Raw genomic sequence first — 15519 nt, forward strand, 5'->3', positions numbered from 1 at the left:
TTCTATCAACTCTTCTTATTGTAAGGCTGGGAGTTACTAAAAGAAGGGCTTTCTTCTTGTAACTGAAATTCCAATATGAGCCAGGTTGCTAAAAGAAGGGGGTTCTTTTAGTAACTCACACCGGATTCCCAAAATAGTTAATAGAAGAAGAGGCATCTTCTAGCAGCTCGGTTCCTTCAAAAAAATCAGTTGCTAAAACACGCCCAATCTTTTAGCAAGTCATAAAAACAATAGGAATGAGTTAACATAAGAAATTATCCTTTCTAAATATCCACACAAAAATTAGCGGAGTTCATAAAACACTGACCCTCTTCTAAATGATCGCACATAAAAACCGGCATCCCACTTAGAAAGTAGAGATGCCGGATACTATTTAATATTACATTTCGTTTGGTGCTTCCACGCCTAAGATACGCAGATCTTCTTTTAATACTTCTGTTACAGCAAAAACAAGAGCCAGACGGGCGTCTTTTTCCTCATGCTCGTCCAAAACACGGACATTTGCATAGAAGCGGTTGAAGGACTGAGCTAAGTGGATCGCATGCTTGGCGATGATCGACGGTTCGTAGTTATCGAATGCACGTTTCACCGTATGCGGATATTCCTGAAGCAATTTGATGACTTCCCAGCTGTATTCGTCACTGAGTCCGAAATCATTAGACGCATCGAAGTCAGATACTCCGGCTTTATTCAAAATACTCATGGCACGTGCACGGGTATACTGGACGTATGGACCGGTTTCGCCTTCGAATTGGACCACTTCTTCGATCGTAAAGTCAAAGTTGTTCAGACGGTCGTTCTTCAAGTCATGGAAAACGACAGCGCCGACACCGACTTGTTCCGCCACAGTTTCTTTGTTCGGCAGCTCGGGATTTTTCTCTTCGATCTGCTTAAGGGCGAGAGAGCTCGCTTCATTCAGCACTTCTTCAAGCAGGACGACTTTCCCTTTACGGGTAGAGAGTTTCTTGCCGTCTTTGGTGATCAGACCGAACGGGATATGGTGGATATCATCGGACCACTCAAAGTCAGCTTCTTTCAATACAGCTTTCAACTGTTTGAAGTGGTTGGACTGTTCCTGACCGACAACGTAGAGAGCCTGTGCGAAGTCGTAGGTATTCTTTCTGTATAAGGCAGCAGCCAAGTCACGCGTCATGTACAAGGTCGCGCCGTCTGACTTCATGATCAACGCCGGGTTCAGGTCATACTTTTCAAGGTCAACAATGTGAGCGCCTTGATCAGCAGATAAGAGGTGTTTGTCGTCCAGGATGTTGACAACTTCTTCCATCTTGTCATTGTAGAAAGCTTCGCCATTCGTGGAATCGAACGTAATATTCAAGCGGTCATAGACTTTGTTGAATTCATTGAGTGATTCTTCTCTGAACCATGTCCATAATTCAACAGCCTCAGGATTGCCGTCTTCCAGTTTTCTGAACCATAAGCGGCCTTCATCTTCAAGTGATGGATCGTCTTCAGCTACGGTATGGAATTTCACGTACAAACGCAAGAGTTCTTTGATCGGGTCTTTTCTGACGTCTTCTTCAGATCCCCATTTTTTATAAGCGGTGATCAGTTTACCGAACTGTGTGCCCCAGTCACCCAAGTGGTTGATGCGGATAGGGGTGTAGTCCACTTTTTCAAAAATATTGGCTAAAGAGTTCCCGATTACGGTCGAACGCAGGTGGCCCATGGACATCGGTTTAGCGATATTGGGTGAAGACATGTCGATCGGGACGTTTCCGCCGTTACCAATCTTCAGGTTACCAAAGTTGTTTTTCTCTGCAACAACTTCTTTCAGGACAGCACTTGAGACCGTCTCTTTTTTAAGGAAGAAGTTGATGTAAGGTCCGACGATCTGTTTGCGGTCGATAAGCGGGGAAGAGATACTTTCGCCGACTTCCTGAGCGATCTGGGCCGGATTCTTTCTGAATAATTTTGCCAGCTGGAAAGTAGGGAAAGCGACGTCCCCGTGATCCGTATGTTTAGGCTTTTCGAGCAGATTCTTGATTTCATTCAATTCCAGGTTTTCGTGCAGTTGTTCATGTATAGCTTCAGCAATAATTTGTTTATAGTCCATATAAAAGACCTCCAGTAGTTGATTTCTGACCCTTAACGATTTAATACGTGCATAAAAAAAGGGCAGTTATTTTGAATAGTCAAAAGTCACGCCGTTTCTGATTACATAAGTATTAAGCACTTGTATTATAGCAAAGCTTCAGGTGACTAGCAAGATTTTATGTTGAAAGACGGTTTATTTTTAATGATTCCAATGTAGAAGATATTGTGAATATGTGATGAATGTTTATGCGAAATAAGGTATAATAGTTTAATACATATATATATTAACTTATAGGAAGCAGGGAGGATATGCGAAAATCAGAAAGACAGATGCTGATCAAACAGATCATATTGAATAATGAAGTATCTACACAGGATGAACTGCTGGCGTTTTTACATGAGAAAGGCGTCACAGCCACACAGGCAACGATATCCAGGGACATCAAAGAACTGAACCTGGTCAAAACACCTTCGGGGGATGGCGGGATAAAGTACACCATCTATCAGAACAACCAGGTGACCCTGGAAGAAAAACTGGATTCAACGATAAAAAGTGTCGTGACAAACGTGACCCTTGTCCAGTTCCTCAATGTTGTAAAAACATTGCCCGGAAATGCGCACGTTATAGGTGCATTGATCGACGATATCCATTATCCTGAAATAGTAGGAACAGTTGCGGGAAATGACACGATCATTCTGATTTCAAAAACCAGTGAAGAAGCGGAAGGCGTGTACCAGCATTTTGACGGTGCCTTACAGGAACTGGAATAAGAATGAGCTATCACGGAAAACGAGATAATGAGATGGAGAAAAGGAGACTGAATCATGACAGAGATAGATTTGAAAACCTTGCAGAATGGATCAGACATCAGAGGCTTTGCTCTGGATACTGAGAAACAGAAAAAGAATCTGACTGAAGAAACCATCAAGCGGATCGCTAACGGGCTGACAGCCTGGTGGAGCGAGAATACAGACCAGCCTTTGACAGAAACGACGATCACGATCGGACACGATAGCCGACTGACGGGTCCCACTATCAAAAACTGGCTGATCGATGTCTTTACCGGACTGGGTATGAACGTCATCGATACCCAAATGGCTACAACACCGGCCCTGTTCATGTCTACCCAATATGAGGATTTCAATTCCGATATCGGGATCATGATCACTGCCAGCCACCTGCCGATGGAGTACAACGGCTTGAAATTCTTCACTAAAAATGGCGGACTTGAACATGAAGATATCGAATCCATTCTGTTTTTAGCTGAGCAAGAAGTCAAAGTCACTGATGCGTATGATTCACAGCCGACAGAAAAAGACCTTTTGTCCGTTTATGCGGCAGACCTGGTTGCTAAAATCAGAGAAGCTCTGAATGTGGATGAAGACGCCAAACCTCTTTCTGACCGAAAAATCATTGTGGATGCTGGGAATGGTGCCGGTGGTTTCTTTGCCGATAAAGTACTGAAAGTTTTGGGCGCCGATACAACCGGCAGTCAGTTTTTGAACCCTGACGGGGCTTTCCCGAATCACGAACCGAATCCGGATAACAAAGAAGCGATGCAGAGCATTTCAGATGCCGTACTGAAGAACAAGGCCGACCTGGGGATCATTTTTGATACAGATGTGGACCGTTCGGCCATCGTCGACAGTGAAGGCAACAGTATCAACCGCAATAATCTGATCGGATTGATCGGCGCTATTATTTTGGAAGAGAATCCGGGGACGACGATCGTCACGAATTCTCCGGTCTCTGATCACCTGATTCAATTTGTTGAAGAAATGGGCGGGAAAGTCGATCGTTACATTTCAGGCTACCGCAATGTCATCAACCGCGGGATCGAGTTGAACGAAGAAGGGGTGGACTGTGTACTGGCTATTGAAACCAGCGGACATGCAGCTCTTCGTGAAAACTTCTTCTTGGATGACGGCGCTTATCTGGCTGCGAAAATCGTTGCCAAAGAAGCTGAGCTGGCAGAAAAAGGCAAAAGCGTGACGGATCTGATCAAGCATCTGGACCAGCCGGCTGAAACAGAAGAGGTACGTTTTGTCATCACCAATCCGGACTACAAAGAGCTTGGCATGGACCTGCTCGAGCGCTTTGCTGACTGGGTGAACAATACGGAGGGGTTCACTCTTGTCCCGGATAATCTGGAAGGCAAGCGTGTACAGTTGAGCGATCCATACGGCCGAGGCTGGCTGCTGCTTAGAATGAGTCTTCACGAGCCGAAACTCGTACTGCAGATCGAAAACGATCAAGCGGGAACGATCCCGGCTATCAAAGACAAACTGAAATCCTTTTTCCATTATGAAAAACATTTAGACAACAGCAAGTTATAGAAGGAACCGCCAGACCTCGATGATCAAGTCGAAATCTGGCGGTTTTTAATGGGTTATGAAGAGTCGGGCCGTCCCGACTCTTTCTTTTTATATGGTTTTGGCGACTTCGACGTGTTGAGAAGAAAAAATCAAACGTATGGGCCGAACTTTGAAAAGTTCGGCTTGTTCGTAGTGCCGTTTATTTCGAACTTGTCGAAGATGGGCGCTCTTCGGTACTAACATTCGAGAAATCCCTTCGAAGGAGTCGAAGTCGTCCGGGTTCGGCAAGTTCAAGAAGCTTCTGAAACTGAACAAGTCGAATATGAACCATGTTCGGTTCTTAGGTTAAAGAAGAAGGCCCCTACTTACCTAAGTTGTCGAAGTTCGGTCTGTACAGCACACATTTTATTTCAACTTACCGAATAAGACAGGAAATGTCTCTCACTATGGAAAAAGACAAGAAAGAGTCCGGTACAGTCAGCCTTTATAGCTGCTTGTACCGGACTCTTGATTTATTTGTATTTATTAATTTTAGCTTTTCGGGTTATAGATCCATTTCTGTCCGTCTTTTAAGAGCAGGTCATCGGATTCTTGCGGTCCCATCGAATGAGCTGGATAAAAAGGAATGCTTTCGGTGTCTTCATTCCAAGCGTTCCTGATATGATCCACAAATTTCCATGAGGCAGCTACTTCTCCCCAGTGAGCAAAATGCGTTTCATCACCATCCAGAACATCCAGCAGTAGTTTTTCGTAAGCTTCCGGACTTTCCTTGATCGTTTCTTCTGAGCGCATGGAACTTAGGGTGACCGGATGCATATGCATGCCCGGGCCGATCGCCTTGTCATTCAGCTGGATTTCAAAACCTTCCTCGGGACTGATATGGATCGTCATCAGGGAATCACTTTCATCAAACAGCTGCTTTTCAGTTTTCTTCCAGAGCACATCGATGCGTGACGTTTTTTCTTTCATACGTTTACCGGTACGGATATAAATAGGGACGTTGCGCCATTTATCCGAATCGATCACGATTTTTCCGGCAACGAAGGTTTCAGTCATGGATTCCGGATCCACTTTTTCTACGTCGCGGTAAGCTTTGCAGGCACCGTCTTTGGAGGCCTGATACTGACCTCTGACGAATTCTTCTTTAACGTCAGGCTGTTTCAGAGACTCAAGCAAGGCCAGTTTCTCTTTGCGGACATTATCCGTAGAGAAAGAGTCGGGTTCATCCATGGTCAGAAGGCTGACGATCTGAAGGACATGGTTCTGGACCATATCTCTCAATGCTCCGCTTTTGTCATAGTATTCGCCGCGTTCTTCCACGCCCAGATCTTCAGTAAGGGTGATCTGGATGGAAGAGAGGGTCTCCGGGTTCCAGCTTTCCTGGATGATGCGGTTGGAAAAGCGCAGGGCGAGGATATCCTGGACCATTTCTTTACCTAAATAGTGATCGATGCGGTACAGCTGATCCTCATCAAACGAATCATTGATCTCATCGTTGAGTTCTTTGGAAGATTCCAGATCTGTTCCGAATGGTTTTTCGATAATGACGCGATTGAACCCGTTTTGAGTGACCAGTTCCTGATCTCTTAAATGCGTAGTGATCGTCCCGAAGAAAGTGGGAGACATGGACAGATAAAAGATACGGTTACCGTCGATGGCATACTCACTATCCAGAGAATCGGCTAGTTCTTTCAGCGTATGGTAGTGTTCAGAATCTTTGACGTTATGCGACTGGTATCTAAAGTGGCTTGAAAATTCTTCCGCATCTTGATCAGATTCTTTGATCGATTCGATGGCATCCTTGACCACGTTCTGGTAATACTCATCCGACCACTCTCTGCGTGCGGTCCCGATGACAGCGAAATGATCTTTCAAGTATCCTTTTGTATACAAACGATATAAGGCTGGATATAATTTCCTGGAAGCTAAATCTCCTGTAGCTCCGAATATGATATATAAAGCTTTCTTTTCTGTGGACATTATTTCCCTCTTTTCTACATGACAGGCATGTTTCTAACTCTATAAACTATTTTACTTTTAATTGATGCATCAATCAACTGTATTGTCGTAAAGTATCGTTTCTTTCTAATTGAATGCTATTTTTTGCATTCATGTAAGCGGATAAAGTAAAGTGGAAGTGCAGAGAAAATTTGAAAGGAAGGGTATGAATGAACAAGTATGAACAATTGGATCTGAACTACATCGGTGGTCAGTGGCGAAAAGGAAAGAGTCAGAAAGTGATCGAGTCAGTGGATCCCTACACAGAAGAAACCTATATCACGCTGCAGGTGGCTTCTTTAGAGGATTTGGATAAAGCATATGAGAGTGCCAGAAGTCATCAGAAGGAATGGGCTGAAACAAATCCTTTCCAGCGTGCGGCTGTCATAAAAAAAGCCATTCATCTCATGGAAGACAGAAAAGATGAAATCGTGGATATCCTGATCAAGGATGCGGGGTCTACTATGGCAAAGGCTGAACTGGAACTGGACATCACGCTGTCTGTCATGAGTCTGGCGGCTGAATTTCCATTCAGGATGGAAACGATCGTGAATGATTCCATGATCCCCGGAAAGAAAAATCACCTGATCAGAAAACCGGTCGGTGTCGTCGGGGTCATTGGCCCATTCAACTTCCCGCTCAACTTATCCATGCGCTCGGTCGCACCGGCATTGGCAACCGGGAATGCTGTCGTGCTGAAACCCAGTAGTCAGACACCAATCAGCGGTGGAAATATTATTGGTAAAGTCTTTGAAGAAGCCGGTCTTCCCAAAGGCGTCCTTCAAGTCGTTCACCCTAAAACGTCGGAGATCGGTGATGCCTTTTACTCCCATCCTGTGCCTGACATGATCTCTTTTACCGGTTCCACAGGAGTTGGTAAGAATATCGGGGAAGTCGCCGGGAGAGAAGTAAAACGGACTATCCTCGAGCTCGGCGGGAACAACGCCATGGTCATTCTGGATGATGCGGATATAGACAGAGCAGTCAAAGGAGCCATTTATGGACGCTTCATGCACAGTGGTCAGATTTGTATGTCGACGAATCGTATCATCGTCGATGAATCGCTGTTTGATGCATTTGCCGAAAAATTCGTAGAGACGGCTCGTTCACTCAAGCATGGCGACCCGACTCAAAAAGGGACATTGATCGGTCCACTGATTTCCGGAGACGAGGTCGAACGGCTGATCGATGAAATCGAAAAAGCCAAGTCAGAGGGCGCTGAAGTGTTGCTTGAAGGCAAACGAGAAGGGAACGTTCTGACACCGACGATCCTGAAAGGGACCAACGACATGACGACCGCACAAAACGAAATGTTCGGGCCTGTTGTCACCTTGATCCCGGCAAAAGATGAAGCTCATGCTCTGGAACTGGCCAACGACACTGAAGCCGGACTCAGTGGGGCAGTTTCATCAAATGATGAGAAACGGGCTTTCGCCTTTGCTGAAAAAATGGAAACAGGCATGGTACACATCAATGATCAAAGTGTCAACGATGAACCGTATATTGCTTTTGGTGGAGAAAAGCAGTCAGGGATCGGCCGCTTTGGACGTGAACATTCACTGGATGAATTCACGACCTGGAAATGGATCTCAGTCCAGAAAGAACCGAGAGACTATCCGTTTGATTAAAAGACGATGAAAATGTGGCGGCATCTTCTTCACAGAAGGTGTCGTTTTTACGCCATTCGTTATTTACTATGGTCAGAACGGCTTGGTTTTGGTACAATACGTAAGTGAAAAGAAATGAGGAATGCAAAATGACACACCCATTCGATAGATTTAATTTGAACGATTATCTTATTGAAGCAATCAAAGAAATCGGTTTTGACGAGCCGACTGAAATCCAAGAGAAAGTTATCCCTGTAGTGAAAAAAGGCCGAGACATCATCGGTCAATCACAAACAGGTTCCGGAAAGACCCATGCGTTTTTACTTCCGCTGTTTAATCAAATCGATCCGAAAAAACAAGACGTTCAAGTCGTGATCACGGCGCCAAGCCGAGAACTGGCTGAACAACTGGCCAATGCCGCTACACAGCTGGCCGAACATTCGCCTGAACCGATCAATGTCCAGTCATATATCGGCGGGACTGACAAGAACAGACAGATCAGTAAACTGCAGAATACCCAGCCCCATGTGGTCATCGGGACGCCTGGCCGTCTCTTAGACGTGATCGAAAGCAATGACCTCTTGATCCATACGTCCAAATACATGGTCGTGGATGAAGCAGACATGACATTGGACATGGGCTTTTTGGAAGATGTCGACAAGATCGCGACGCGTCTGCCTGAGAACGGACAGATGCTGGTCTTCTCAGCGACTGTACCGCAGAAACTGCAGCCCTTCCTGAAAAAATACATGAACAACCCGCTTGTCATTGAAGTGGAAAATAAACAGGTGATCGCAGATACAATCCAGAACTGGCTGATCTCGACTAAAGGCAAGAACAAGATCGATATGATCCATCAGCTGTTGACTATCGGACAGCCGTATCTGGCATTAGTCTTCGCCAACACGAAAGAGTATGTGGATGACATTGCTTATCAGCTGAAGAAAAAAGGGCTGAAAGTCGCAGTGATTCACGGCGGGATTTCTTCACGAGAACGTCGACGAGTGATGAGACAGATCCAGAATCTTGAATATCAGTACATCGTGGCGACCGATCTGGCTGCCCGCGGTATCGATATCGAAGGAATCTCCCACGTCATCAATGCGGAAGTGCCACAGGATCTGGACTACTTTGTCCACCGAGTCGGCCGTACCGGACGTAATCAGCTCAGCGGGATTGCTATCACGCTTTATGGTCCGGATGATGAACAGGATATCGTTACGATCGAAAAACGCGGCATCACGTTCGAGCCGAAAGAAATCAAAAACGGCGAAGTGGTCGATGCCCATGACCGCAACCGCAGAGAACAGCGTAAAGGGAAGAACGTCCATAAATCCGACTTCGATCCCGAGATCCACGGCTTGAGAAAGAAACTCAAGAAGAACGTGAAACCGGGATATAAACGCAAGATCGAACGCAAGAAACAGGACAAACGCAAACGCGCATTGCGAATGAATAAGAATAACAAAGACTGATTTAAATAAATCCAAAAAAAGACCTTCACTGCATGAGACCAATTGGTCCGGCAGTGAAGGTCTTTTTGTTGTTATACGGTCCGGTTTTTCTTCAGATTCCTTAACGAGGCATAAAGGAAATAGATGGAAAAGCCAATGGTGATCTCAAAGGTAAAGGGCAGGAAGAGTCCGAACGCCTCAAAAACCGAAAAGATAATCGTCGGGACACTCAATGCAACCAGTGCCATACGCGCAACTTTTCTGAATGGCAGCACGATCCGGAACAGTGTTTTCAGTATATTCGCAAACAACGCAATGATCAGCCACTCATAAAGGAGACTGAAACTGCTTGCCAGATACGTGATGATGAAGAGAAAGAACAGGACGATGGGTGAAAAGCGTCCCATTTCCGACATGATGTCTCTGAAATCCTCATCCGTGAAGCCGTCGAGCTGTTCGTATGATACGGGAAGGGACTGCCCCATGATGTTGAGGTAAAACTGATCATCCATCAAACCGATGCCGATCGGTACATTCAGTCGTTCAACGTTATTGTCGATTTCTTCTTCCTGGATGGAATCATTGGGATCAAAGAAAAACAGGAAGGAATCCGTCTGGTGGACATAGGATTCTGTTTCTTCTTCAACGACCAGCTCGTTCTCTGTGATTTCAAACGCCGGCAGGGTTTCTGTGATCTCCTGACCATCTTCTCTCAAAGCCCCCATAACGGACATCAGAACGGATGCCATGGATAGGGTAAGGACAAGGGCAATCAGCGCAAAATAGTAGACTAAGTGCTTTCTCGACATTCTGATAGCTTTGTATAGATGTTGGGGAGAAGTGAACCCCAGTTTCAAGTAATCTTTCATTATTTAACGCCTTTCTGTTTTTAAGTAATAAAACAAGTTTACTTCTATTTATGTCAAATTGCAATCCTCCTTTAGAAGGAGCTAAGTAGGGGGGGTTGAACTCTATGATATCAGCCTTCAATTTTCATAAGTCGTATTATTTGATAATTATGTCTGAAATGTTACACTAATACTGTACGATAAATAGCAATAGGAGGAATGTTTACTATGACATACACTTTACCAGATTTACCCTACGCATATGATGCACTGGAACCAACGATCGATGAGGAGACCATGCATCTGCACCATGACAAGCATCACGCGGGTTATGTGACTAAAACAAATAAAGCACTGGAGAACAATCCAGAACTCGCTGAATTAAGTATCGAAGACTTAATGAAAAAATTGGACTCTGTACCTGAAGACATTAAAACAGCAGTTAGAAATAACGGCGGCGGACATGCTAACCACTCATTATTCTGGGAAATCCTTTCACCAAACGGTGGCGGAGAACCAACTGGCGAATTAGCAGACGCTATAAAAGAAACCTTCGGCGACTTCGAGTCATTCAAAGAAAAATTCAATGCTGCAGCAACTGGCCGTTTCGGTTCAGGCTGGGCCTGGTTAGTGGTTTCTGATGGGAAACTGGAAGTAATGAACACGTTGAACCAGGATTCACCTTACTCAGAAGGCAAAACACCTATCTTAGGTCTTGATGTCTGGGAACATGCTTACTATCTGAACTATCAGAACAAGCGTCCTGAATATGTCAAAGCATTCTGGAACGTTGTAAACTGGGACGAAGTCTCAAAACGTTACAGCAGCGCTAAATAATAGAATAGAACGATGAGGAAAGGCCGGGATTCAGTTTCCGGCCTTTTTTATGTCAAGGAGGAAGAAACTGGCTGGCCAGTTTCGACATTTCAAGGCTTTTAAAGTGGAATATACGCACTTACAGGCGCGTATAAACCTCATTCAGAGCATTAGGGCTGGTCTGGCCTAATTTTATAGTCGGTTCGGTCAGTTAGTTTAATGTTTAATGATCTAACTGTCGAAGTTAACGCTTTTCGGTAAGTAGCTGACGGCACCGATCATCTAACTACCGAAGAAGACATACATTCAGCACTTTAGAATCAATGAAGGAAACCTAATTACCGAATTGACGCTTCTTCGGTAAGTAGGTTGCTGTTTCAAAAATCTATCGACCGAACATCATCGAACTTCGACAGTTAGAACTCAGTTGTACTCTCTTACTTACCGAAGTTTGTATCATTCAGCTCTTAGAATAGCTCTACGTGATCCTACATGTCGAACGAAGTCAAAATAAACGATCAGCGTTATCAAAAAAAGGAGGCAAACGTGTACCGATTGCCTTCCTGATCAAAAGGTCTAAGCGAATGATAACACGTGTCACATCTTCACCGATTAGTCATAAAAAGTTCACAGTGTCACCGGCTTAATCCCTTTTGCATTATGGCATTTCTTTCACCGATTTGGTAAACTAGGACGAGTATGAAAAAAGTTACCCACCAATTTGGGGACTCGGCGAATCCGTCGCATACATAGCAAGAGGAGGAAACAAAGTGAAGGCACCAAAACAAAAGAAAAACGAGAAGAAGAAATCACATATTCCTTTTCGGTTAAATTTATTATTCTTTATTGTCTTTTTACTATTCTCAACACTGATTTTACGTCTGGCTTATCTGCAGATCGTGCAGGCCGACGCTTACAAGGCAGAAGTGGAACGTACCGAACGGACGACCATCACCGGTAGTGTACCGCGTGGAGAAATATTCGATTCCCATTTAAATAAACTCGTAGGCAATGAAGCCAGACATGCGATCACCTACACGCGTGGGAAAAATGTGCCAGCTAAACAGATGGCTGCGGTCGCCTATGATTTGGCTGACTATATAAGCATGCCGCATACAACCTCTTTTGAAGTGGATCGAAAATTCGATTTGAGTGAACGTGATCTCAAAGATTTCTTCATAGCGCGCAATCAGGAAGAAGTCAGAGACCGCTTGAACGATGATGAACAGCGTCTCTCGGGGTCTGAATCTTACAGCGTGATGCTGGATAAAGTGGAGGAGTCTGAAATTCTTGCCTTTGGGGACAGAGAACTTGACGCCGCCGCGGTATTCAAGAAAATGAATTCGGCTTATTCATTAAGTACTGTCAATATTAAAAATCAGGATGTCACTGAAGAAGAAATCGCACGTATCAGCGAAAATCTGGAAAAATTCCCGGGGATCGACACAGGGACAGACTGGGTAAGGCATTATCCTAAAGAGGGTATGCTTAGATCTATTTTAGGCAGTGTAACATCAGAAGAAGCAGGTGTACCTGAATCTGGCTTGAAAACTTACCTCGCTCGAGGCTATTCAAGGAATGACCGTGTTGGACGAACTCAGCTAGAAGCCGAATATGAAACTGTTCTTAGCGGAACAAAGTCAAGAATAGAAACAGAAACAAATTCGAATGGGGATATCATTAACCGGATAGAACAATATTCCGGACACAAAGGTGATAATCTCGTTCTTTCAATGGATATCGAATTTCAGGAAAAGGTTGAACAGATCGCCGTCGATTCCTTGGCCGAGCGGGAAGGTCTGAACAAAAGTATCTATATTGCGGCAATGGATCCGAACAATGGAGATATCCTAGGACTAGCCGGCAAGAAAGTGAATGATGACGGCGAAGTCATCGATGCGACAAGCGGGATCTTCCAAAGTGCTTTCAACGTTGGGTCAGCAGTTAAAGGGGCAACGATTCTTTCTGCCTACATGGACGGGGTCCTTGACGAAACCAATAATGTAATCGTCGACCAGCCGCTCAAACTTAGAGGGTCAGAAGATATTTCATCCGTGTTCAACCGATACGGTGCCGAGGCAGTCAATGATATTACAGCACTTGAAGTTTCTTCCAACGTCTATATGGCACGACTAGCTATGCGTATGGGTGGGGAATGGGAATACACCCGCGATATGACCCTGGATATCGACGGAGCTAAACTGCTTGAGAAACAGCGTCGCTACTTTAATCAGTTCGGCCTGGGCGTCCCTACAGGAGTGGACTTCCCGTCAGATGCTACAGGTTTAGAAGGCCAAGCAAATACAGCCGCACAGGGACTTTTCTACTCGTTCGGCCAATATGATACGTATACACCTCTGCAGCTGCTGCAGTACGCGTCTGTGATCGCCAACGGTGGGACGAGGTATGCGCCAAGGCTCGTGTCTGAGATCCGGGATACCAATGTCGAAACGGGGAATGTCGGCGCATTGAAGACAGAAATACAACCTAAGATTATGAACACAGTGGATGTGTCAGACGAAGCGATGGCCCGAGTCCAGCAGGGATTTTATCAAGTGGTCAACGGCAGCCGAGGCAGTGCAAGAAGTTACTTTACCGGCACACCTTATACATCTGCCGGCAAGACGGGTACAGCGGAAGCTTTGTGGTGGGATGATGATAATAATCGGATCACGGATATCGATATCATCAACATCACCTATGTCGGCTATGCACCGTATGATGACCCAGAGATCGCTGTAGCTGTCGTGGTTCCCAATTTACCGACATCAGGACGAACCAACCGCGAAAACACCAAAGCGGCACGCCGGGTATTTGATGCTTATTTCAAAGTGGGAGAATTTGAGTCAAACTCGCCAAGCGAACCATTGGAAACAGTGGAAGATCTGGCAGAAGAAGCAGAAGATATGGCAACAGAGGAAGCAATTGAAGAAGATGAGGAAGAAAATACAGAAGAATAGATAGTGAATCAAAAAGACAGGCTGCCGATATTCTTAGCAGCCTGTCTTTTTTATACAAAAAAGGAAGACAAAAGCGTCAGCTTCCATCTTCCTAAAATCAGTTAATATTTAACCAATTATTTTGTTTCGCGGTGCAAAGTTGCTTTGCGTTCGCGTGGGCAATACTTTTTCATTTCCAAACGCTCAGTATTGTTACGTTTGTTTTTAGATGTTAGGTAGTTACGTTCTTTACATTCTGTACATTCTAAGGTTACGTTTACTCGCATGATTGTCCCTCCTATTATTCCTGTTTTGAAGGCTATCAAACATGTTAGGGTGTCTAGCCTTACGCCTTGACTAGAATACCATGTTTTGACGGAAAATGCCAATCTTTTTTTTATAACATGTAAATATTTTGTAAGCATAATGAATTTTTCTCTATGGTACACAGGTGTCTGCCAAACTTATCTTTTTGTTTCTGATAAAATGTGCTATTATTTTAAAGTCGACTAAAATTATAAGAAGAAGGTAGGGATAGTATGGAATTATGGATGGCTGCCGGTATACTCTTAGCTTTATCTGTGCTTTTGTTTATTTATTCATTCACACAGAAGCAGGAGAAAGAACAGGCCTATAAAGAACTGGAAGAATTTTCGCTGACTGTCACTCGATCGATGTATGACTTGAATAAACGTGTCAAAGCACTTGAATCGGAGCTTGGTATAGAAAGTCTGGAGCATATGCTTCCTCAGCGGGTGACACAATTGAACAAAGACAATATCATCACGATGTTCACTAAAGGCTACCCGACAGAGGCGATTTCACAGCAACTGAATATTGCTTCCACCTCGGTTCAGGAAATCATCGATGCCTATGTCGAAGAGGGCATTCGTGCTTAAATTACATATAAAGGTGGAATCGTAACATGTCAAGAAAAACAAGTCAGATCCTCTCAGTAGGGTTATTACTGTCTAGTATGGTAGTGATGGGGCTGGAGATCGGGTCTAAAACACAGTCGTCAGAAGCGTCAGTAGAAACGATAGCAGAGCTTGAAAATAAAATAGATGAACTTGAAGAAGAAAACAACCGCATAAAAGATGAGCACGATCGCTTGACTGAAGGTTATGCCAACTCACTGACTCTGTCGGATGTCGAGGTATTTGAAGAAGACGATCTGGAAAGCACGGAAGCAGTCACAACAAGCAGTGACGAAGAGGCGAAAAAAGCCCGTCAGTTCACAGTGACGGTCAAAGAAGGCGAGCCAAGCAGCGTTGTGGCTGAACAGCTTGAATATCTAGGTGTAATAGAGGACCGTTATGCCTTCAGTGACTACCTTGAGACTAATGGCCTAGCGAAAAAAATCCGTCCGGGCAATTATGTTGTCACTTCGAATATGACAACGGATGAACTGGCACAGGCAATTTTGAAGTAAGACAAGATTAAAAGGCTATGATTTGTATTCTCGCCTCTTTCCTATAAAATAATA

12 protein-coding genes are annotated in these 15519 nt (G+C 44.5%); 8 read left to right on the forward strand and 4 right to left on the reverse strand.

Features of this window, described 5'->3' with window-relative positions; all coding sequences use genetic code 11:
* Positions 1-379: 379 nt before the first annotated feature.
* Positions 380-2074, reverse strand: coding sequence for an arginine--tRNA ligase (argS, locus tag AB4027_RS05460; protein WP_368646325.1), 1695 nt, complete (start codon positions 2072-2074; stop codon positions 380-382).
* 290 nt (positions 2075-2364) lie between these two features.
* Between argS and argR the strand changes: the two genes are divergently transcribed.
* Together argR and AB4027_RS05470 are read left to right on the forward strand one after the other, a co-directional pair.
* Positions 2365-2826, forward strand: a complete 462-nt coding sequence (gene argR, locus AB4027_RS05465) for an arginine repressor (RefSeq protein ID WP_368646326.1) — start codon at positions 2365-2367, stop codon at positions 2824-2826.
* 54 nt (positions 2827-2880) lie between these two features.
* The gene (locus AB4027_RS05470; RefSeq protein WP_368646327.1) at positions 2881-4392 is read left to right on the forward strand and encodes a phosphomannomutase/phosphoglucomutase; all 1512 of its coding nucleotides are present in this window, start codon (positions 2881-2883) and stop codon (positions 4390-4392) included.
* A gap of 510 nt (positions 4393-4902) precedes the next feature.
* Here the strand turns inward: AB4027_RS05470 and zwf are convergent.
* On the reverse strand, positions 4903-6351 hold the full coding sequence (gene zwf, locus AB4027_RS05475) for a glucose-6-phosphate dehydrogenase (protein WP_368646328.1): 1449 nt from the start codon (positions 6349-6351) through the stop codon (positions 4903-4905).
* A gap of 188 nt (positions 6352-6539) precedes the next feature.
* Here zwf and AB4027_RS05480 point away from each other — a divergent pair, with 188 nt between their 5' ends.
* Positions 6540-7997 (forward strand): aldehyde dehydrogenase family protein, encoded by a 1458-nt coding sequence (locus AB4027_RS05480; protein ID WP_368646329.1) that lies wholly within the window; start codon positions 6540-6542, stop codon positions 7995-7997.
* A 128-nt stretch (positions 7998-8125) separates the two neighbouring features.
* The gene (locus AB4027_RS05485) at positions 8126-9451 is read left to right on the forward strand and encodes a DEAD/DEAH box helicase (protein WP_368646330.1); all 1326 of its coding nucleotides are present in this window, start codon (positions 8126-8128) and stop codon (positions 9449-9451) included.
* 71 nt (positions 9452-9522) lie between these two features.
* Here the strand turns inward: AB4027_RS05485 and AB4027_RS05490 are convergent, their stop codons facing one another.
* Positions 9523-10299, reverse strand: a complete 777-nt coding sequence (locus AB4027_RS05490) for a DUF1189 domain-containing protein (protein ID WP_368646331.1) — start codon at positions 10297-10299, stop codon at positions 9523-9525.
* 207 nt (positions 10300-10506) lie between these two features.
* Between AB4027_RS05490 and AB4027_RS05495 the strand changes: the two genes are divergently transcribed.
* Both AB4027_RS05495 and AB4027_RS05500 read left to right on the forward strand, forming a co-directional pair.
* A complete protein-coding gene (locus AB4027_RS05495; protein WP_091487828.1) occupies positions 10507-11115 on the forward strand; it encodes a superoxide dismutase in 609 nt (202 codons plus the stop codon).
* Positions 11116-11864: 749 nt separating this feature from the next.
* The gene (locus AB4027_RS05500; protein WP_368646332.1) at positions 11865-14054 is read left to right on the forward strand and encodes a peptidoglycan D,D-transpeptidase FtsI family protein; all 2190 of its coding nucleotides are present in this window, start codon (positions 11865-11867) and stop codon (positions 14052-14054) included.
* Positions 14055-14170: 116 nt separating this feature from the next.
* On the opposite strand, the gene rpmG is transcribed toward AB4027_RS05500, so the two are convergent.
* On the reverse strand, positions 14171-14320 hold the full coding sequence (gene rpmG, locus AB4027_RS05505; RefSeq protein ID WP_091487831.1) for a 50S ribosomal protein L33: 150 nt from the start codon (positions 14318-14320) through the stop codon (positions 14171-14173).
* Positions 14321-14572: 252 nt separating this feature from the next.
* Here rpmG and AB4027_RS05510 point away from each other — a divergent pair, with 252 nt between their 5' ends.
* Both AB4027_RS05510 and AB4027_RS05515 read left to right on the forward strand, forming a co-directional pair.
* Complete coding sequence (locus AB4027_RS05510) at positions 14573-14932, forward strand: helix-turn-helix domain-containing protein (RefSeq protein WP_368646333.1); 360 nt, start codon at positions 14573-14575, stop codon at positions 14930-14932.
* A gap of 26 nt (positions 14933-14958) precedes the next feature.
* Positions 14959-15465, forward strand: coding sequence for an endolytic transglycosylase MltG (locus AB4027_RS05515; protein ID WP_091487835.1), 507 nt, complete (start codon positions 14959-14961; stop codon positions 15463-15465).
* Positions 15466-15519: the final 54 nt, after the last annotated feature.

The sequence above is a fragment of the Alkalibacterium putridalgicola genome (assembly GCF_040959045.1).
GTDB lineage: Bacteria > Bacillota > Bacilli > Lactobacillales > Carnobacteriaceae_A > Alkalibacterium > Alkalibacterium putridalgicola.